Source organism: Rhodococcus sp. 06-1474-1B (assembly GCF_002258885.1).
GTDB classification, from domain to species: Bacteria; Actinomycetota; Actinomycetes; order Mycobacteriales; family Mycobacteriaceae; genus Rhodococcoides; species Rhodococcoides fascians.
The window spans coordinates 196,576-215,608 of record NZ_NOYR01000008.1 but is presented as its reverse complement, the minus strand read 5'-3'; the positions used below and the strand labels follow the sequence as shown (position 1 = coordinate 215,608).

At 64.0% G+C, this 19,033-nt stretch carries 18 protein-coding genes and 1 riboswitch; of the genes, 11 read left to right on the top strand and 7 right to left on the bottom strand.

What is annotated here, in order from left to right; genetic code table 11:
* Positions 1-68: 68 nt before the first annotated feature.
* The 7 genes from CH266_RS02420 to CH266_RS02390 all read left to right on the top strand — a co-directional run bounded on the left by CH266_RS02420 (position 69) and on the right by CH266_RS02390 (position 9,882).
* Positions 69-983, top strand: a complete 915-nt coding sequence (locus CH266_RS02420; RefSeq protein WP_094714606.1) for an FAD binding domain-containing protein — start codon at positions 69-71, stop codon at positions 981-983.
* Positions 983-1,621 carry a (2Fe-2S)-binding protein gene (locus tag CH266_RS02415; protein WP_094714605.1) on the top strand — a complete coding sequence of 213 codons (639 nt, stop codon included), beginning with the start codon at positions 983-985 and terminating at the stop codon, positions 1,619-1,621. The genes CH266_RS02420 and CH266_RS02415 overlap by 1 nt, the downstream gene beginning before the upstream one ends.
* Complete coding sequence (gene cutA / locus CH266_RS02410) at positions 1,618-4,098, top strand: aerobic carbon-monoxide dehydrogenase large subunit (RefSeq protein WP_094714604.1); 2,481 nt, start codon at positions 1,618-1,620, stop codon at positions 4,096-4,098. The genes CH266_RS02415 and cutA overlap by 4 nt, the downstream gene beginning before the upstream one ends.
* A complete protein-coding gene (locus CH266_RS02405) occupies positions 4,095-4,757 on the top strand; it encodes an SRPBCC family protein (protein ID WP_032384873.1) in 663 nt (220 codons plus the stop codon). Before cutA ends, CH266_RS02405 begins: the two co-directional genes overlap by 4 nt.
* A 248-nt stretch (positions 4,758-5,005) precedes the next feature.
* Entirely contained in the window at positions 5,006-7,105 is a 2,100-nt protein-coding gene (locus CH266_RS02400) for a hydantoinase/oxoprolinase family protein (RefSeq protein WP_094714661.1), read from the top strand.
* Entirely contained in the window at positions 7,105-9,036 is a 1,932-nt protein-coding gene (locus CH266_RS02395; RefSeq protein WP_032389507.1) for a hydantoinase B/oxoprolinase family protein, read from the top strand. Before CH266_RS02400 ends, CH266_RS02395 begins: the two co-directional genes overlap by 1 nt.
* A gap of 9 nt (positions 9,037-9,045) precedes the next feature.
* Positions 9,046-9,882, top strand: coding sequence for an SDR family oxidoreductase (locus tag CH266_RS02390; RefSeq protein ID WP_094714603.1), 837 nt, complete (start codon positions 9,046-9,048; stop codon positions 9,880-9,882).
* A 33-nt stretch (positions 9,883-9,915) separates the two neighbouring features.
* On the opposite strand, the gene CH266_RS02385 is transcribed toward CH266_RS02390, so the two are convergent.
* The 3 genes from CH266_RS02385 to CH266_RS02375 form a co-directional block, all read right to left on the bottom strand.
* Positions 9,916-10,386, bottom strand: coding sequence for a GreA/GreB family elongation factor (locus CH266_RS02385; RefSeq protein ID WP_094714602.1), 471 nt, complete (start codon positions 10,384-10,386; stop codon positions 9,916-9,918).
* 363 nt (positions 10,387-10,749) lie between these two features.
* Positions 10,750-12,093 (bottom strand): NADP-specific glutamate dehydrogenase, encoded by a 1,344-nt coding sequence (gene gdhA, locus CH266_RS02380; protein WP_094714601.1) that lies wholly within the window; start codon positions 12,091-12,093, stop codon positions 10,750-10,752.
* Between the two features lie 117 nt (positions 12,094-12,210).
* Complete coding sequence (locus CH266_RS02375) at positions 12,211-13,764, bottom strand: helix-turn-helix domain-containing protein (protein WP_094714600.1); 1,554 nt, start codon at positions 13,762-13,764, stop codon at positions 12,211-12,213.
* A 144-nt stretch (positions 13,765-13,908) separates the two neighbouring features.
* Between CH266_RS02375 and CH266_RS02370 the strand changes: the two genes are divergently transcribed.
* Genes CH266_RS02370 through CH266_RS02360 form a run of 3 tightly spaced genes read left to right on the top strand, consistent with a single transcriptional unit; the run spans position 13,909 to position 16,115 of the window.
* Positions 13,909-14,373, top strand: a complete 465-nt coding sequence (locus CH266_RS02370; RefSeq protein ID WP_217900982.1) for a nucleoside deaminase — start codon at positions 13,909-13,911, stop codon at positions 14,371-14,373.
* Positions 14,370-15,680, top strand: coding sequence for a cytosine permease (codB, locus tag CH266_RS02365; RefSeq protein ID WP_094714598.1), 1,311 nt, complete (start codon positions 14,370-14,372; stop codon positions 15,678-15,680). Before CH266_RS02370 ends, codB begins: the two co-directional genes overlap by 4 nt.
* 57 nt (positions 15,681-15,737) lie before the next feature.
* Entirely contained in the window at positions 15,738-16,115 is a 378-nt protein-coding gene (locus CH266_RS02360; protein WP_094714597.1) for a DUF6941 family protein, read from the top strand.
* A 78-nt stretch (positions 16,116-16,193) separates the two neighbouring features.
* Here the strand turns inward: CH266_RS02360 and CH266_RS02355 are convergent, their stop codons facing one another.
* The 4 genes from CH266_RS02355 to CH266_RS02345 all read right to left on the bottom strand — a co-directional run bounded on the left by CH266_RS02355 (position 16,194) and on the right by CH266_RS02345 (position 17,918).
* Entirely contained in the window at positions 16,194-16,622 is a 429-nt protein-coding gene (locus CH266_RS02355) for a mandelate racemase/muconate lactonizing protein (RefSeq protein ID WP_094714596.1), read from the bottom strand.
* Between the two features lie 28 nt (positions 16,623-16,650).
* Positions 16,651-16,769, bottom strand: a riboswitch (SAM riboswitch).
* A gap of 179 nt (positions 16,770-16,948) precedes the next feature.
* Positions 16,949-17,179 (bottom strand): hypothetical protein, encoded by a 231-nt coding sequence (locus CH266_RS25735; protein WP_255175818.1) that lies wholly within the window; start codon positions 17,177-17,179, stop codon positions 16,949-16,951.
* Positions 17,180-17,182: 3 nt separating this feature from the next.
* Positions 17,183-17,350 (bottom strand): hypothetical protein, encoded by a 168-nt coding sequence (locus CH266_RS25730; protein ID WP_255175817.1) that lies wholly within the window; start codon positions 17,348-17,350, stop codon positions 17,183-17,185.
* Between the two features lie 13 nt (positions 17,351-17,363).
* A complete protein-coding gene (locus CH266_RS02345) occupies positions 17,364-17,918 on the bottom strand; it encodes a DUF3558 domain-containing protein (protein WP_255175821.1) in 555 nt (184 codons plus the stop codon).
* Between the two features lie 204 nt (positions 17,919-18,122).
* Here CH266_RS02345 and CH266_RS02340 point away from each other — a divergent pair, with 204 nt between their 5' ends.
* Positions 18,123-18,776: a hypothetical protein gene (locus CH266_RS02340; RefSeq protein WP_141214471.1), complete on the top strand. Its 654-nt coding sequence runs from the start codon at positions 18,123-18,125 to the stop codon at positions 18,774-18,776.
* Positions 18,777-19,033 lie beyond the last annotated feature (257 nt).

The window sequence follows — 19,033 nt, the reverse complement described above, 5'->3', positions numbered from 1 at the left end:
ACACTGGGGCGTGACGTTTGTCACCTCTTGACGAAACACTTCCAGGCACAGGCAGGCAGGATCGGGATATGAAACCTTCTCCATTGAAATACCATCGGCCGCGGTCGATCGAGGAGGCGTGCCGCATCCTGGCCGAGGTCGACGGCAAGGTGCTGGCCGGCGGTCAGTCCCTGATTCCGATGCTGTCGATGCGCCTGGCCGCTCCCGGGAACCTGATCGACATCACCGGTATCGACGGTCTCGACGACATCACCGGGTCGACCCAGTCGGGCGTCACGTTCGCGGCCCTGGCCACGCACGCGTCGCTCGCGTCGAACCGGGCTGCCGCCCGGACGCAGCCGTTGCTCGGACGGGCACTGCAGCTGGTGGCCCACGCGACCATCCGGAACCGTGGGACCACCGTCGGATCCATCGTGCATGCCGACCCGTCGGCCGAGATGCCCGCGGTCATCCGGTTGCTCGACGGTTCGGTCACGGTGCAGTCCGTCCGCGGCCGCCGAGAGATCGCGGCGAAAGATCTGTTCCTCGGGCCGCTGGAGTCCTCGCTCGAAACCGACGAGATCGCGATCGCCGCAACGGTTCCAGCCGCCAAGTCCGGCGAGGGCACGGCCATCGACGAGGTTGCCCGCCGACACGGCGACTACGCGCTCGTCGGAGTCGCGGCCCGCGTCACCGTTGCCGACAACGCAGTACGCACCGCGCACGTCACCTATGTGTCCGCCGGAGAATTCGGCGAGGTCGTCGACTACACCGACGTCATCGGTGGGGCCGCGGTGTCCGACGCACGTGATCCGAAGTGGAACGCGTTGTCCGAGGACGCACGTCGACGCGTCGCGACCGAGTCCGATATTCATGCCACCGCGGCATACCGATCCCAACTCGTCGCAGCACTGACCGCACGGGTGGTGATGGCCGCCGCAGTCGACGGCGCGTCGTCGAAGTCCGCTCACCCGCAGCACGCCGATTCCGGAGTGAACCACTGATGAAGACAACAGATATCGAACAGCAGTTGGACGATCTGATGGCGGAGACCGGTGAACAACACGTACAGGTGACGTTCATCCTCAACGCGACCAAGCAGACGATCGTCGTCCCGGCCCGCACCCTCGCGTCGGACGCCATCCGCCACGACCTTCGTCAGACCGGCACCCACGTCGGATGTGAGCACGGCGTGTGTGGCGCGTGCACCGTGCTTCTCGACGGCAAGCCCGTCCGGGCCTGCCTGATGCTCGCCGCCAGCCTAGAAGGCCAGACCGTCACCACGGTGGAGGGCCTCGTCGAGCCGGACGGCACTCTGCATCCCGTGCAGCAGGCCTTCAAGGACTGCCACGGTCTGCAGTGCGGTTTCTGCACACCGGGATTCGTCACAACCATCGCCGCGTTCCTCGACGAAAACGATTCGCCGACGCAGGAGGAGGCCACCGAGGCCATCGCCGGCAACATCTGCCGGTGCACGGGCTATCAGAACATCAAGGCTTCGGTGCTGCGCGCCGCCGAGATCAAACGTGAGCGGGCGGGCGAGTTTCCGCTCGGTCCCGACGACGAGTCGAGTCGTGCCGCACTCGACCGCAAGGTACGCGGATCCACCAGTCCCGTCGGCGGACGGATGGGCCGAGCATGAGCACCACGCGCACCGCACCGCCGCACACTCCCACCAACACCGCTCCCCTTTTCGGCCAGCCGCTGTCGCGGTCGGAGGACGAACGCCTGCTCAGCGGCAAGGGCAAGTATCTCGACGACCTCGGTCACGGCGCGCTGATCGCCGCCTTCGTGCGCTCCCCACACGCACATGCACGCATCACCGCCATCGACATCGACGACGCACTGGCCATGCCGGGCGTGCATGCGGTCTACACCTACGACGATCTCGAAGCGGACTCGGCCGAGATGGCCGAAGGGCTGCCGCTGCTGATCCCCCATCCGGCAATCGTGGCTCCACGCAACGGCTTCCCGCTCGCCAAGGACGAGGTCAACCACGTCGGTGAGGCCATCGTCATGGTCATCGCAACGAATCGCTACGTGGCCGAAGACGCCTGCGCGGTCATCGACGTCCGCTACGACATCCTCGAACCGGTGGTCGGCATCGACACCGCGCGCGTCGCGGCTCGCCGAGTACACGACGACGTGCCGGACAACGTGGCCGCGCACCTGCAACACGGTTTCGGAGACATCGACGCCGAACTTGCCGCTGCACCACACCGCATCACCCTCGACCTGAACATCGAGCGTTCAGCGGCAATGCCGATGGAGGGCAAAGGCGTCTACGCGCGCTGGGACAGTGACGAGGAGACGCTGACCTTCTGGTCGTCCACGCAGACCTCCACGTCGGTGCGCGCGGCCGTCGCGGCGCGACTCGGCATGGCGATGAACAAGATTCACTGCATCGCCCCGGACGTCGGTGGCGGCTTCGGCGTGAAGATCATGCACCCGTGGCCGGAGGAGGTGATGGTGACGTGGGCAGCCCGACAGCTCGGTCGCGCCGGTATCTCCAACGAGGTCAAGTGGGTCGAGGACCGCCGCGAGCACTTCATCTCGAGTGCGCACGAACGTGCACAGGTCCAAGAGGTCACCCTCGGTTTCGACGACGAGGGACGGCTGCTGGCCTTCGACTTCACCGTCTGGCACGACAATGGTGCATACCTGCCGTACGGCATCATCGTGCTGATCAACACCGCGACGCAGGTGCTCGGGCCCTACAAGCCGGTCTCGTTCCGCTGCAACGGTTATTCGCTGTACACCAACACCGTCATCGTCATTCCGTATCGAGGAGCGGGCCGCCCACAGGGTGTGTTCGCCATGGAACGGTCCATGGACGCCATCGCCCAGTACCTGGGCAAGGACCGACTCGAGGTACGCGAGAAGAATCTCATCAGGCCCGAGGAGATGCCCTACGACTTCGGTTTGATGTTCCAGGACGGTCGACCGTTGATCTACGACACCGGCGATTACCAGGCCGGCATCGACAAGCTCAAGGCGCTGATCGACTGGGACGGCTTCCCCGAATACAAGAAGCAGGCAGCCGCGCAGGGCCGCACCGTCGGTATCGGTGTCGGTGCCTACGTCGAGGGCACCGGCCCGGGGCCGTACGAGGGCGCGCACGTGCTCATCGAGAACTCGGGAAAGATCAAGGGCGCAACGGGCTTGACGACGCAGGGCCAGGGCCATCAGACGACGTTCGCGCAGATCGTCGCCGATGACCTGGGTGTCTCCATCGCCGACGTCGAGATCACCACCGGCGATACTCGTCGATTCGGTTATGCCGTCGGCACATTCGCCTCCCGTGGTGCGGTGATGTCCGGTTCGGCGTTCCACGTGGCCGCGCAGATGGTCGCCGAGAAAGCGAAGGTCATCGCCGGGCGTGCCCTCGATCTCGACCCCGTCGAGCTCGAATTGCGCGGGGGCTACGTCTGCAAGATCGGCACCGAACCCGGAGCAGAGGGCACGTCCATCTCCCTCGGTGTCGTTGCCGTACTGTCCAATCCGCTGCGCTATGCCTTCGACAAGGAGTCGAGGCAGGCCACCGGGTTCGCGAAGATGGACACCGACATGACGATCCCGCCGGTGCCGGAGGGCGAACAGCCGGGCCTCGAAGCCACCGGTTACTACTCTCCCCCGCGCTCGACGTTCGCGTCGGGCATCCACGCGGCGATCGTCGAGACCGATCCGGTGACGGCCGAGATCCACGTCGAGCGCTACGCGGTGGTGCACGACTGCGGCAACGTCATCAACCCCCGGATCGTCGAGGGCCAGATTCACGGCGGCGTCGCCCAGGGAATCGGCGGCGCGTTGTACGAGAAGATCGCCTACGACGAGCACGGGCAACTACTGAACGCCTCGTTCATGGACTTCCTGATGCCGTTCGTCACCGAAGTTCCCGAGACCATCGAGATGGACCACACCGTCACCCCGTCCGGGCTCAATCCGTTGGGAATGAAGGGTGCCGGCGAAGCCGGCGTCATCCCCACCAGCGCCGTCATCGCGGCCGCTGTCGAAGACGCCGAGGGCTTTTCGATCACCTCCATGCCCATTTCACCGTCCGACCTGTACGAGCTGCGGCTGACCCACGCGGTCGCTCAGACAACCGAGGAGATTTCATGAGAATCGCAGGAACCGCCACGCTGGCCGCACCTCCCGCCGAGGTGTACGACAGCATGCAGGACGGCCGGGTACTGGCCGCGACCATCCCCGGAGTGCAGTCGCTCGAGCAGTTGAGCGACGATCACTACAAGCTCTCGATCACCGCAGGCGTCGCAGCCATCAAGGGCACCTACGACGGTGAAGTGGTCCTCTCGCAACAGAATCGGCCCGAGTCGTTCGTCATGACCGCCTCCGGTGCCGGCGCACCGGGCACGGTGCGCGCCGACGTCACCATCAAGCTCGAGCCCACCGAAGGCGGCGGCACGATGCTCAGCTACGACGCCGACGCCGTGGTCGGCGGCATGGTCGGCGGTGTCGGTCAGCGCATGATCACCGGTGTCGCCAAGAAGATGGCCGGGGTGTTCTTCAACGGCCTCGACGGCGTCATCGCCAACGGGGTGCCGGAGGCCGCTGCTGCGCCCGCGGAGGTATCAGCCAGCGATTCCGGCACCACCCCCACTGCCCTGCCCGTCGCGGCCGGGCGCGCTGTGAGTGCCGGTGCACCCGTCGCCGCGCAGTCCGTCCGCGGCACACTGCTGGCCGCCGCAGCCGGCGCAGGCTTCGCACTGGCCGGAGTCGTGTTGGGCGGACTGCTCACTCGCTCGTCCTGTCACCGGTAGCTCCGCGCCGTCACGGCTCACGACAAAGGCCGCTCATCCCAACCATCGGGGGTGAGCGGCCTTTGTCGTTGCAAGTACTGCCAATTCGACGCCGGTGCAGGGCGCGCGAAGCTCAAATGCTCGGCCGGAGTTTGGCACCTTGTGCCAAAGATACTGAGACGCAGAACGGGTCGAATGTGAGTACACGTCAGGTACCCGCCGATCCGATCAACGGACGCGTGGCCTACGAACCATATCGAGGAGGAAGCGTGGAACCACGAAAGATTCGGGTCGGTATCGACACCGGTGGCACATTCACCGACGTCGTGGCAGTGGACGAGGAGTCGGGAGCCATGGTGACCACCAAGACTCCGTCGACTCCCAGTGATCCGGCCGAGGGATTCCTGACCGGCATCGACAAGGTACTTCGCCAGCTCGGCGTATCCGGCGATTCGCTCAGCGCCGTCAGCCACGGCACCACCGTCGCCACCAACAAGCTGCTCGAAGGCAAGGTGGAGAACCTGGGGTTCATCACCACCGAGGGCTACGAGCACGTACTCGAGATCGCGCGCCAGTCGGTACCCGACGGCTACGGCAACTCGTACTTCTGGGTCAAGCCCGATCGCATCGTGCCCGCACACCGCGTCCGCACCATCCGCGGCCGGCTCTCGTTCGACGGCAACGAGATTCGCCCTCTCAACGACGACGACGTACGCGCGGCAGCAGCATTCTTCAAAGCAGAGGGCGTCAAGACCCTCGGCGTCTGCCTGGTGCACTCCTATGCCAACCCCGATCACGAGCAGCGCGTCCGCGACATCCTTCTCGAGGAATACCCCGAGGCGACGGTCTCCATCTCCACCGAGGTACTGCGTGAGTACCGCGAATTCGAGCGCGCCATCACCACATTGGTCGACGCGGCCGTGAAGCCGAACATTCGCAGCTACGTCAACAACATCGCGAACCGCCTGCGGGAGTTCGCCACCGAATCCGGTGATGCACGCGACGTGCCGTTCTACGTCATGAAGTCCAACGGCGGCGTCCTGTCCGCCAAAGAGGTTGTACACCAGCCCATCACCACCGTGCTCTCCGGGCCGGCCGCCGGCGCGCTGGGTGCGGCCCTGGTGGCCAGCGCTGCAGGCGTCGAGCAAGTCCTCACCTGCGACGGCGGCGGCACCTCCACCGACGTGACCGTCGTGGTCCGCGGCGAGCCCGCGCTGACCACCGAGGGACGCGTCGGCAACTACCCGTCGAAGATCCCGATGATCGACGTCGTCACCGTCGGCGCGGGCGGCGGCTCGATCGCCTGGATGACACCCGAGGGAACGCTGCGCGTCGGGCCACATTCGGCCGGTGCCGATCCCGGGCCCATGTGTTACGGAAACGGCGGCTCCGCGCCCACCATCACCGATGCCCACGTTCTGCTCGGCCGCATTCCTCCCCACCTGCTCGGCGGCGAGATCCCCCTCGATACCGACCTGGCACGCAAGGGCATCGAAGACCTCGCGCACCAGCTCTCGCTCGAAGTCGAAGCCTGCGGCACCGGCATCCTCGAGGTGTCCGCTTGGAACCAGGCGAATGCGCTACGGCAGATCTCGGTCAAGCGCGGACTCGACGTTCGCGACTTCACCCTTGTCACGTTCGGCGGCTCCGGGTCGCTGCTCGCCTGCCGCCTGGTGGACATCCTGGGTCTGAAAGACGTTCTAGTACCGCTCAATCCGGGCAACGTCTCGGCGTTCGGTCTGCTGACCGTCGATGTGCGCAACGACTACGTGCAGACGCACGTCAGTCGGCACGACCGACTGCGCGCGGAGGACCTGGAGTCGGAGCTGGCCGTGCTCGCTGCCCGTGCCGACGAGGCGCTCGCCGGTGAGGGCTTCGCGGCCGAGGATCGTCGCTACGCACGCTCGGCCGACCTGCGCTACTTCGGGCAGGCCTTCGAGGTGCGCGTACCGATCGCCGACGGTGAGATCACCCAGGCCACGATCGATCAGGCCGCCGAGGCCTTCCACGAAGCGCACCATGAGCTGTACGGGTACGACTTCCGCGGCGATCAGGGTCAGTTCGTCGAGTGGGTCAACCTGCGGGTCAGCGGTATCGGCCCCATCAAGCGCCCTGTGCTGTCGGAGATCGCCGCCGGCACCGGAGCCGAAAGTGCCCGCACCGGAACGCGTCAGGCGTACTTCGACGGCTGGCACGAGACCGCGATCTACAGCCGTGCGGATCTCGGTGCCGGTGACACGATCACCGGACCGGCCGTCATCGAAGAATTCAGCTCCACCGTGCCGATCGATCCGGGCTTCTCCGCCCGCATCGACACGTTCGGCAACGTCCGCATCACCCGCACTCTCGACTCGAACGGAGCGAACTGATGACCGTCATCGACATGGTGAACAACAAGCCCTACCGGCTCTCTCCGGTCGACGCGCCTGCGCCTGATCCCGTTCTCGTCGAGATCGTGGCCGGCTACCTCGCGAGCGTCGAAATGGAAGTGGAGACGGCCATTTCGAGGACGTCACGGTCCCCGATGATTCGTGACGCCCACGATTTCCGCGCCGGAATCCACGACCGCAATCTGCGCAAGCTGACGGGGCGTTCCTACTCCGCGCTGGTGCATCCGGTGGCTCGCGACTTCCCGCTCGAGACCATGAAGCCGGGTGACGTCTACTTCCACAACGACGTCTATCTCTCCGAGGGTGGCATCGGCCACCTGCCTGATCTCTGCGTCACGGTGCCGGTGTTCGCGACGAAGCCCGGCGACACCGAGCCGTCCGTCGTTGCCTTCGTGCAGGCTTTCGGCCATCACGACGACATCGGCGGCTGCTGCCCCGGCTCCATGCCGTCCGGTGCGACCACCGTGTACGAAGAGGGCCTGATGGTTCCGCCGATCAAGCTGTGGGATCAGGGCGTACCCAACCAGGCCGCGTTGACGATCATGACGCGCAACTCGCGCATGCCCGACGCGTTGGCCGCCGATCTGGACGCCGAGTGCTCGGCGTGCCTCATGGGTGCCCGGCGGATGACGGAGCTGTACGAGCGCTACGGCGTCGATACCGTCGAGGCGTGCTTCGACTCGATGATGGATGCCACCACCGAGATCTACCGTCGCGAGATCCTGAGCAAGATCCCCAAGGGTGAATACACCTGGGAGGACTACGCCGAGCATGACGGCGTCGACGAGCCCATGTTGCACGTTCAGCGGATAACACTCACCAAGACCGGTCCCGAGGACGAGCGCGGCGAGCGCCTCATCCTCGACTTCACCGGCACCGGACCGCAGGCCAAGGGCCCGATCAACCACTGTGGTGATTACGCCGACGGCAACTTCCTGGCCAAATGGCTTGCGCCGGTGCTCCGCAACCTCGCGGACTCCCCCGAGCGTATGGCCGAGCTCGACGTCAACGAGGGCGTCATCCCGCTGATCGAGATGAAGTTCCCCGAAAAGGGCACGCTCATCACCCCGATCTTCCCGGCCCCGACCAACGCTCGGACGTTCGTCATCCTGCGTCTGCTCGGTGTGCTCGCCGGCGTCGTGGCAAAAGCTGTGGACGGCAACATGCCTGCCGATCAGGAAACCATCCGCTACACGGGCGTGTACGGCGACGACTTCGACGGCAACTCGTACCTCATGCGTGAGGTGCTCGGTGGCGGCTCCGGTGGACGGCATTACGCGGACGGTGAAGACACCATCCACGTCGTGCCCGATTCGCGGAACCTGCCGACCGAATTCACCGAGAGCCGCTTCCCGTTCATCGTCGAAAAGCTCGGCCTGGCCAAGGATTCCGGCGGTGCCGGACGCTACCGCGGCGGCCTCGGTTACGAGAAGCACATCCGGATGCTCAAGGATGCGCACTTCATGTCCATCGCCGACCGTTCGATTCTCGCGTGCTGGGGCGTCAAGGGCGGCAAGGCCGGCGGATCGTTCTCGGTAACGCTGAATCCGGGCCAGCCCAACGAGCGTGAGTTCGACGCGTTGACCGATGCCGAGCCGATCCTGGCGGGCGACACCATCCGTATCCGCACGACGGGTGGCGGCGGCTGGGGCGATCCGCTCGAGCGTCCCATCGAATCCGTCGAGCAGGACGTGCTGTGGGGCAAAGTGTCTCGCGAGTTCGCGGCCACGGACTACGGCGTCGTGATTGCCGAGGGCACAGCGACCGCGGATGTCGAGGCATCGGAGAAGCTCCGCGCGGAGATGCGCAATGCACGCGGCCTCGATGAGCCGTTCTTCGATCGTGGGCCGGGCTACGAACGCCTCTCCGGTGGCGCGAAGTTCGCCGAGTACGACTTCATCGATCGCTGAGATTCACTGATGGAGCTCGATGTGTCCCGTGGCACCGACATCGCGATCGTCGGTGCCACGGGCAAGACCGGACGAGCCGTCGCAGATGCACTCGACGGCATTGCACTGGTGCGGCGGCTGAGCCGTTCAGCGCCGGACTATCCGGTGGACCTGGAGACCGGAGAAGGTCTTGCCGAGGCCTTCACCGGGTGCCGTGGGGTGTATTTCATTGCACCTAATGTGCATCCGGACGAGCCGGCTCTACTTCTACGGGCGCTGGACGCGGCGGCGTCCGCCGGAGTGGACCACGTCGTCTACCACTCGGTGGCGTGGCCCTACAGCCCGAGGATGCCGCATCACATGGACAAGGCACGCTGCGAGGAAGCGCTACGTGCTTTCAGTTCGGAGCGGGGCTTGCACTGGACCATCCTGCAGCCGTGCGCCTATGCACAGAACTTCGAGGCGGTTCTGGACGGGACTGTTGCCGATCTTGCTGTGCCCTACAGCCTGGACACCATGTTCTCGTTCATCAGCCTCGACGATGTGGCCGAGGTGGCAGCCCGGATTCTGGTCGAGGGTGCGGACATTCACCACGGATCGACGTACGAGCTCGGTGGGCCGGAAGCGCTCAGTGTCCGAGACGTGGTTCGTCTGGTCGAGGTGGCCACCGGCCGTGTGGTCGCTTCCAGGTCCTCGAGTGTCGATGAATGGATGAGGCTGCACAGCGACTCGATGTCCGCCGATGAGCAACATCGACTCGGGGCAATGTTCGAGTTCTACGACGACCGAGACTTTCTGGCCGGGAGTGCCGTCACCGCAGCCCTGTTGGGCCGGGAGCCGACGCCGGTGCGTGCGCTGATCAGCTAGTCGTTTCTCGACGAGCAGGCCACTGCAACACCCTCACGGCCAGGTGATGCCCAGGATTGTCACTGTGCTTTCGGCACCGGAGGGGAGCGAGTACGTGCGTACGTCACGCACTCGACTCCCGTCCAAGGCAGCGCCCAAAGGTGAAGCGGTCGAGCAGGTTCGGCCGCTGCTCTCCATCGCGTGTTCGACCAGCACGAAGGTGTCCACGTCCTTCTCGTCACCATCGAACATGACGGTGACAGCAGATCCTGGGCCGGCGATATCGCGGTCGATGATCTTCGATGCGTCCGATTCTGCGATGCGGCTCTTCACTTCTGCGATCGTGCGATCGATGCGCTGCAGCTCGGCGCGAGCGCGGTGGTACGCGTCGTTGTTGTCCAGGTCACCCGAAGCACGTTGCACCAGAACGTTGTTGAAAGCCATCACTCGGCTCTCCAGTAGCTCCGGCAGTTGTTGCTCACGGGGTGCGGGTGTGTCGAACGGCAGGTGATCGATAGTGGTCACGGTTTCTCCTGTGTGACTGGGGTTGTGAGAGTGCTCGAGCAGCACGTCATTGCGCGATGCACGGACGCAGAACTGCGCCCGCCGATTCGAGATGACTATTCGATGACCGCTGTTTCTCGATGCGCCGACGGAGGGCTTTACCGAGCGCGATCAGAACGGCCGGTGGTCGAAAGAGGTGGCGCTGCAATCGGGTCCAGGACGGAGTCGAGGGACCGAGGATCGAACGAGGTGACGAAAGCGCGAACGCTACCGCACCTCTGCTCCATCGGGGATCACAGCGACACACCTTCTTTCGGTTCGAGCTCGTGCAGCCGACTGTAGCCGAAAGAAAATAAAAGGCCAGTCGGTGATGAGGCCGGTGCTTCAGACGATGCCGAGAGCGATCATCGCGTCGGCGACTTTGATGAAACCGGCGATATTCGCGCCGTGGACGTAGTCGCCCGGCTTGCCGTACTCCTCGGCGGTCGCGATGGTTCGGTGATGGATTCCGTGCATGATCGCGGCGAGGCGTTCGTCGGTGTACTCGAAACTCCACGAGTCACGAGATGCGTTCTGCTGCATCTCGAGAGCGGAGGTAGCCACTCCTCCGGCATTGGCCGCCTTGCCAGGTGCGAACGCGACTGAGGCGTCGCGGAAGATCTGGACGGCCTCCGGTGTGGTCGGCATGTTGGCCCCTTCGGCCACCACCTTCACGCCGTTGGAGACGAGGACTTTCGCCGCGTCGGCATCGAGTTCGTTCTGCGTGGCCGAGGGCATTGCTACCTGGCACGGCACATCCCAGATCGAGCCGTTCTCGATGAACGATGCTCCGTCGACGGTCCCGCAATACGCGCTGATGCGTTCGCGTCGCACCTCTTTGATGTCTTTGAGCAGTTCGAGGTCGATGCCGTTGGGGTCGACGATGTAGCCCGAGGAATCCGAGCATGCGATCACCGTGCCGCCGAGTTGATGCACCTTCTCGATCGCGTAGATGGCGACGTTTCCGGACCCGGATACGACGACGGTCTTGCCATCCAGTGAGGTGCCGAGCGTCTCGAGCATGTCTGCGACGAAATAGGCGACGCCGTAGCCGGTGGCTTCCCGGCGTACCTGCGAACCACCCCACGAGGTGCCTTTGCCGGTCAGCACGCCGGATTCGTAGGAGTTGGTCAGACGCTTGTATTGCCCGAAGAGATAACCGATTTCGCGGCCACCGACGCCGATGTCGCCGGCGGGCACATCGGTGTACTCGCCGATGTGGCGGTGCAGCTCGGTCATGAAGGACTGGCAGAACCGCATGACCTCGGCTTCGGATCGGCCCTTGGGGTCGAAGTCGGAGCCGCCCTTGCCGCCGCCGATGGGGAGCCCGGTCAGTGCGTTCTTGAAGATCTGCTCGAAACCCAGGAACTTGACGATGCCCAGGTTGACGCTGGAGTGGAACCGCAATCCACCCTTGTACGGCCCCAGGGCGCTGTTGTACTGCACTCGGAAGCCACGGTTGACGTGCACTGCGCCGGCGTCGTCCATCCACGGAACACGGAAGATGATCTGACGCTCCGGCTCACACAAACGCTCGATCAACCCGGCGTCGGCGTAACCCGGACTGCGATCGACCACCACTCGAAGCGAGTCGAACACCTCGGTCACCGCTTGATGGAACTCGGGCTCCCCCGCGTTCCGCGCGCGAACTTGCTGGTAGATCGTCTCGATCTGGTCTCGCGTCGACACTCGTGCGTCTCCTATGTGAGGAATGTGAAATAAGACCGTAACAATGACGGACGCGAGATGGGCACACAGGTTGGGGACTCACAGGACCGGATCCACGACGTTCCCGATCGAGTGGGGTCAGCTTCCGCAGCGCGATGTACGCGCGAATGCGGCCTGCGGGTCAACACCTGTCTGCATACGCCACGCCGTCAGAGCGAGTCCCAGACCGGCCAGGTGCGTCGGATCATCGAGCGAGGTGCCCAGGAGCGTGTCGAGTCGAGACAACCGGGCGTAGAGAGACTGTCGCCTGATGCCCAGTCCGATCGCGGTCTGGGCTTTACTACCGCCGTTCGCCACGAAGGCATCGAGGGTTCGCACGAGATCGGCAGAGTGCTCGGTGTCGAAAGCGATCACGTCACCGAGCTGTTCGGTGACGAACTCCGTGATCATGGCCGGTACGCACGCGCCCAGCAACCGTTGAACACCGACATCGCGAGCGCACAGAACACCGGTGCGAGTTCCGAAGCGCCGCGCGATCTGGGCCACCTCACGCGCTCGGCCGATCGCATCGGAGATGTGAGACAACCTGAGAACCGCAGCCGACGCACCGATCGTGCGCAATGCTGAACCATGAGATCCGCCGCGGAGCAGAGCCTCGATCTCGTTGAACGCGGAGCGAACTCGCGCAGGCGACGGCTGCACCCAGCCCTGCGCGAGCACGACGACGTGGTTTGCAGCCACCCCGACCAAACACCGCCCGAGGACGGACTCGACCGCCTCTCGAACCGGAATCAACAGCTCGCGCGCCGGAGTTCGTTGATCGACGTCGACGGCGGCCACCAGAACATGGTGGCCTTCGGTGGGTGCCCAACCGGCTGCGCCGAGGCGCTCGACCAGGTCACCGTGTGAGGTCGACGTGCCTCCCACGAGATCGGTGATCACGGCCTGTGCACGGGACTGTCGGGGACCGAGGCCTGGATGTCGACCGAGTTCAAGAGCTACCGCGACGGCCGCGCAGTGACCGATGGCCGAGCGCCGTGCAGTGGTCCGTCCGGCCAGCACGAGCCGACCGAGCGAGCCCGCGGGTCCGCGCACGTCGAGGACCGTTTTTTCATCGGCCGATCGCGGCGCAGCGGTAGCGTTGTGTTCGACGACGCGGCCCTCCGCGTCGAGCAGATCGACGCCACAGCCGGCCAGCCGTGCGATCGCGTCGAGTAGGGCAGTCATGCCCTGCCCCGCCACGACGAGGTCCATGAGCTGATGCCAGACCGGCTCGCCGGTGCGCTGCATTCCGAGCCGGCGCCTCATCACGAGGTCGTGGAAGTCCTCGACCATCCGCTCGAAGGGAACGATCGTGTGCAGCGTCAGGAACGCCACCCCTCGGCGACGCGCGGCCTCGACCAATTCCGGCGGTGCCACGAGAAATGAGCGCCCGACTTCCATTGCAAGAGCGGCACATCCCGCGTCGGCCAGTTGGTCGAGGTAGGCGGTCAGCTGTTGGGCCGATCGCCCTTGGAGGCCGAGTCCGGTGGTCAACAACAGCTCTCCGCCCGACAGCAAGCCGCCCATCTCGTAGACCTCGGACGAATGCACCCAGCGGACGACCACGGTGTCGGGTGAGCCCGTGAGTACCTCGACAGCAGCCGCTTCGAAAGACGGCAGCGCCAGAACGTTTCGCAGAGTCGGCAGCATTCGTTCATGCTCCGCCGGCGGGACACAGTGCTCCAGATCGACTATTGCTCGAGTGACACGTTGTCCCTTGGCAATCTGTGCGAGGCCTGGTCGACTGATGGCACGCATCACCCTCACCGTTCGCAGACACTTCAGGAGGACCCCTTGACCGATCCCGCGCACACCGACGAGTACTTCCTCGGACTTGCAATCGAACAAGCACAGATCGGCTGGGAGGAGGGCGGCGTTCCCATCGGCGCGGCACTCGTGCACGACGGCGAAGTTCTGGCGGTGGGACGGAACCGACGCGTGCAGATGGACAGCGCAATTCGTCATGGCGAAACCGACTGCATCGAGCGAGCGGGGCGACTACCGGCTTCGGTGTACCGCAAATCCGTTCTCTACACCACCCTGTCCCCGTGCTTCATGTGCGCGGGAACCGCATTGCTGTACGAGATTCCGCGAATCGTCATCGGCGAGAACCGCTCGTTCGAGATGTCGGAGAGTCTGTTGCGCGAGCATGGGGTAAAGCTCGACGTCGTGGACGACCCCGCTTGTCTGCAGCTCATGGAACGCATGTTGGCGGAACGCCCGGGCCTGTGGCTCGAAGACATCGGTGAGGAGGCATGAGCAACCGAGCCGATCACGAGTCCACCGCACAGAAGGCCGACGAACCGGTAGACCTGGACTACCCCGTCACGCCCGTGCCCCGCAGTGCCCGCAAGCCGTTCTTCTCGTTGGCCATCGTTCTGCTGGGCTTCACCATCTTCACGCCGACAATGCTGGCCGGCGCTGCACTCGGCACGGCGTTCAGTTTCTGGACCCTCATCCTGGTGATCGTCGCCGGCTCAGCGATTCTAGGCGCGTACGTGGCCATGATGGGATTTGCCGGTGCACGTACAGGTTTGACGACCGTGCTCATGGCGCGTTACAGCTTCGGCACCCGCGGATCCAAGCTTGCGTCGTTGCTCCTCGGTGGTACGCAAATCGGTTGGTTTGGCGTCATCATCGGCACCATCGGTGAGCTCACCTCGCAGGCATTGGGCTGGGAGTCCTATGCCGCGCGGGCGGCGGTCATGATCGGTGCGAGCATCCTCATGTGCATCACCGCCTGCTACGGATACCGCGGGATGTACTGGGTCTCGGTCGTGTCGACGCCATTGATTATTGCCTTGGCATGTTGGGTGGTCTCCCGCTCTCTCGACGAGGTCGGTGGGTTCTCCGGTCTGACGTCGATCGCACCCACGACGACCATGACGGTCACGCTCGCCATCACGACGGTCGTCGGTACTTTCGTCTCCGCGGGGACCCAGGCACCCAACTGGACTCGGTTCGCACGATCCGGGTCGCAAGCGGCGTGGGCGTGCATCATCGGGTTCCTTCTCGGCAACGGAATGATGATTCTGTTCGGAGCGATCGGAGCAATAACCTTCGGTGAGGGCGATTTCGTTCTGGTTCTCTACAACCTGGGGCTCGTCGGCTGGGGCTTGATTCTGCTGTTCGGCAATCTCTGGAAGAGCAACGCCGACACAGCATATGCCTTCGGTGTTGCCGGCGCGGAAATGTTCCGGCATCCCCGGAAGGCACCGTTCATCATCGGCGGCTGCGTCATCGGGACCGTGCTCGCGCTCGTCGGTGTGCACAACCATCTGGTCGACTACCTGAGCTTGCTCGGCACCTTCATTCCCCCGTTGGGCGGGGTTCTCATCGGAGACTTCCTGTGCCGCTGGCGTCAGGGTATTCCTGAGGGACACACTCCCCCACTGGTGCACTGGCGACATCTCGCGGTCTACGCCTTCGCGGCCTTCCTCGCGTGGTTGTCCGGAGAACTGGACATCGGCATCCCGCCCTTGATCGGCATCGTGGTCGCCATTGCACTGACGATGGTTCTGCATCGACGTGGCTCGGCGTCAGCAGATGGCTCCCTGGCCGCTTAGGGTTGTCGACACTCCACCGCGAAGCCAGTGTCCATCGAAGAGAGGTAGCCGACGCCGATGATCATCACCGGATTGTTCTTCGCGGAGTACGCACGCGTCAGCGAGGACATGCTCGACATTCTCGGCGGTGTCTGGGATACCTGCACGGTCCCGCGCGATACCCGCATGCTCGAATGCCGGTTGGTCGCTTTGTTGCAGACCGGACCCGACGACATCGGTAAGGACTTCCCCGCGACGCTCGAAGTGCTCGACGCGAAGGGCGAACACATCGTCAATCAACGTGGTCTCCAGGTCCCCGGTGCCGGTTTCACCGGGGAGAATCGATTCTGGTTCTTGCCGATGCAGATGGTGTTCAAAGACGAAGGACGGCACAACTTCATCCTCAGTGCCGGTGGAGCCACAGCGAGCGTCGGGCTTCGCATCGCGTTCGGCTAATCGAGCGGTAAGAGGCTTTCGGTCAGTTACTAGAGCGCCCGCAGCCGGGACAAGACGCCTCACTGCCAGTCGACCCACTCAGCGGGACAACGCGTGCAGGGTCGCCTCTCCCGCCCGATATCCCGCCTCGAACAGCCATGGCCACTCGGAGAAATCCTCAGGTTCGACCACTACGGTCTCCACACCCCCGTTTCCCCGCCGCTTGGGCATGTTCTCGGGATGCGCAGGAAACCGTTCTTTCAAATAGGCCGGCTCGAGGCTCTGCCGAAAGATCAGCCACGTTTTCGGCGTAAAGCCCACTGCCTCAGCACGTTTCGCGACGTCGATCCACGCCTCACTGTTCGCGTAACCACCCGCGAGCACCAACCTCTGGGTCTCCAGCATTGGGAACACCCCGAACCATATCGGCGGATAGCTCAGCAGCGTCTGGCACCAGGCACGACGACGCTCCGGCGGAATGGGTTCCCATTTGGATTGTGCTGCTTCGAGTCCGTCATCTGCAGACATTGTTCACCTCGTCCTGGAGGTGCGAACCTCCATCGACTTGCGCACCCGCGGTCACGGGATGCGCCGGTTCTTCCCCTGGGGCACCCTGTCGATGGAGACGGGGTTGCCGGACAGCCGGCCAGGTACCTACGGCTGTCGCTCTTGAACCTTCTTCGACAATAGCCGAGGGGTACGGCTTGGACAATCCTGTGGGCCAGTGGCGCATTCCGATAAGAATCGCATTCAGAGCGGACCCTGACTTCAGCTCGCACACCAATTCCGCAGCAGCGCAGTATCTGTCCAGACGGACCAGCGGCATCGATCGCACTGGACCCGAACATGGAACGTCACCTGCCCAGGCGCTCGCCGATCTCTGCGATGGACGTCAACGTTCGCTGGTCGGCGTACTCGGCTTCATCGAAATAGCGCTTGAACAACGACCGCATCAGCTCGATGACCTCGATGTGCTGCGTCAGCACGACGCGCAGCGAGCGATCACCGCTGTAAGCAATCCTTTCGAACTTTTCGCCGAGCTGCCTGGCTGAATCCAAGGTGCCGAATGCCTTGACGTCGACCAAGTTTTACGTCTTTACCACCATATCTTTCAAGTGCCGGATGTAGGCAGCACACACCTCGTCACACCGGAACGCCACGCCTTCTGGAATCTCGAGCTGGCCGGACTCCGCCTGCATCGACAGCGCCTGCCACTGCTGCATCGACGACGCCAGCTCATTGGTCTCCGAACCCATCGATTACCTCCACCTATTCTTCCGACGGCAAAGACAATCGGAGCGAACGCGCCAACCGTTCGACCTCAACACACGGATTTTCAAGAGGTGGTGTCATCACCAACCCATCGAGATTCAGGTAGACGACGCCACCCGGGTGGCCGAAGGCGACGCCGCAGTTGACCTCGTCGTACTTGATGGTCCGCTGGAAGCGCATGCCGTCGGAACCCTCGATGGGCAGGAAATTCTCGAACGGTCCCCGCTCACGCAAGTAGTCCAGACTTTCCGTGGAAGAAAAGATGCCGACGCGATACCACGGCGTCGGCAGAGGGTTCGTCCAGAAGCACGTCATCCAGTCTTCCGAAATTGGCAGATCTCCTACCAAGTTCCAGGACTTCGTCTCGACTGCCAAGCCTGCGTCCTCGATGGCCGAGTCCGGGATAGTGCACGGATCCCATGCACCACCTGCCGGTGCGGTTGTCGACGCCGAGGTCGTCAACGGCGACGCAACAGGCATGTCTTCGGTCGCCCGTCCGCATCCGGTTACCGCCAGCATCACGCCGACCGCGCCCGCGATCAGCAATCGCATCTTGCTCACAGCACTCCATCCAGGTAAGCCATCCTTGATGTTGGACGCAGCTACCGACGCATCGGTTCCACTGGATCGAAGGCAAGCACGCCTTGCGTTTGCCGAAAGGTGCGACGCGCTGTGCACCGAATGATCCCAGTGATGAACGGGCAACACTCCGGCCGAGGTTCTCTACGTAGATCGGACATCCGTCATCATTGACGCGTGATCAAACAGGGAAGTTGTTTTGCTTTGCTCGGCGCTGTGATTGCGGTGCTGGGTCACTCAGCGACGGGAACTGCAGGGTACTCGGCGTACGTCTCCGGCGGGTCGTTCTATGGTCCGGACACCACGCTGGGACAGTGGGTGCAACCCGTTGTCGCTGCGTCAGCCGGCGCGGTGATCGGCATGCTTGCCGGCCTGGTGCTGTACCTGTGCGGATTTCGATTCGCCGTCGCCCCCTCAAGGCGGGTGGGTCTGGTCGCCGTTGCCGGCCTGATCGGAGTGACGCTCGGGATGACGCCTGTACTGATCCTCGTCGGCACGAGCTTTTCCGGGCAGAGTTCAGGCGTATCGACCGACTACGTGCTCCCACTCTATGCAGGCACCGGAATTTTGGCCTACGGGCTCGGAGTCGCCTCGGTTCGTCTGCTGCTCCGGGTAAGTCATGATGAGCTGTCTTCCCGGACGACCAAGGTTGTGGCTGTCTTTCTCCCGATCGGCGGTGTCCTCGCCACCCTCGCCGGAATGGGGACTGCCTGGATTCTCGGATTCTCCACGACGGCAGTGACTTTCGTCGCCGTGATCGTGGCGGTGCTGTGCGTACTCGTGGCAACATTCGCGCTCGCTCGGGCGTGGGCGTTGCGTACGACGGCATAGGCGCTCGAAGATCTACCGCCGAGATCGTTTAGCCTGAGGGCAATTCACGAACGAGAGAGCGAGCCGATGATCATCACCGGATTGTTCTTCGCGAAGTAGGCGCGAGTCACTGCAGACATGCTCGACGTCCTCGGCGGAAACCTGCACCGTCCCACACGAAACCCGCAGGCTCGAATGCCGGCTGGCCGCACTGTCGCAGCCGGGACCCGACGACATCGGTAACGACTTCCCGCGACTCTGGGGGTTCTCGACGCCAA

Excerpts from the sequence above, each read along its gene's own strand:
- CH266_RS02420 (WP_094714606.1), top strand. The coding sequence starts at position 69 with ATGAAACCTTCTCCATTGAAATACCATCGGCCGCGGTCGATCGAGGAG.
- CH266_RS02415 (WP_094714605.1), top strand. The coding sequence starts at position 983 with ATGAAGACAACAGATATCGAACAGCAGTTGGACGATCTGATGGCGGAG.
- cutA (WP_094714604.1), top strand. The coding sequence starts at position 1,618 with ATGAGCACCACGCGCACCGCACCGCCGCACACTCCCACCAACACCGCT.
- CH266_RS02405 (WP_032384873.1), top strand. The coding sequence starts at position 4,095 with ATGAGAATCGCAGGAACCGCCACGCTGGCCGCACCTCCCGCCGAGGTG.
- CH266_RS02395 (WP_032389507.1), top strand. The coding sequence starts at position 7,105 with ATGACCGTCATCGACATGGTGAACAACAAGCCCTACCGGCTCTCTCCG.
- CH266_RS02390 (WP_094714603.1), top strand. The coding sequence starts at position 9,046 with ATGGAGCTCGATGTGTCCCGTGGCACCGACATCGCGATCGTCGGTGCC.
- CH266_RS02375 (WP_094714600.1), bottom strand. The coding sequence starts at position 13,764 with ATGCTGCCGACTCTGCGAAACGTTCTGGCGCTGCCGTCTTTCGAAGCG.
- codB (WP_094714598.1), top strand. The coding sequence starts at position 14,370 with ATGAGCAACCGAGCCGATCACGAGTCCACCGCACAGAAGGCCGACGAA.
- CH266_RS02360 (WP_094714597.1), top strand. The coding sequence starts at position 15,738 with ATGATCATCACCGGATTGTTCTTCGCGGAGTACGCACGCGTCAGCGAG.
- CH266_RS02355 (WP_094714596.1), bottom strand. The coding sequence starts at position 16,622 with ATGTCTGCAGATGACGGACTCGAAGCAGCACAATCCAAATGGGAACCC.
- CH266_RS25730 (WP_255175817.1), bottom strand. The coding sequence starts at position 17,350 with ATGGGTTCGGAGACCAATGAGCTGGCGTCGTCGATGCAGCAGTGGCAG.
- CH266_RS02345 (WP_255175821.1), bottom strand. The coding sequence starts at position 17,918 with ATGCGATTGCTGATCGCGGGCGCGGTCGGCGTGATGCTGGCGGTAACC.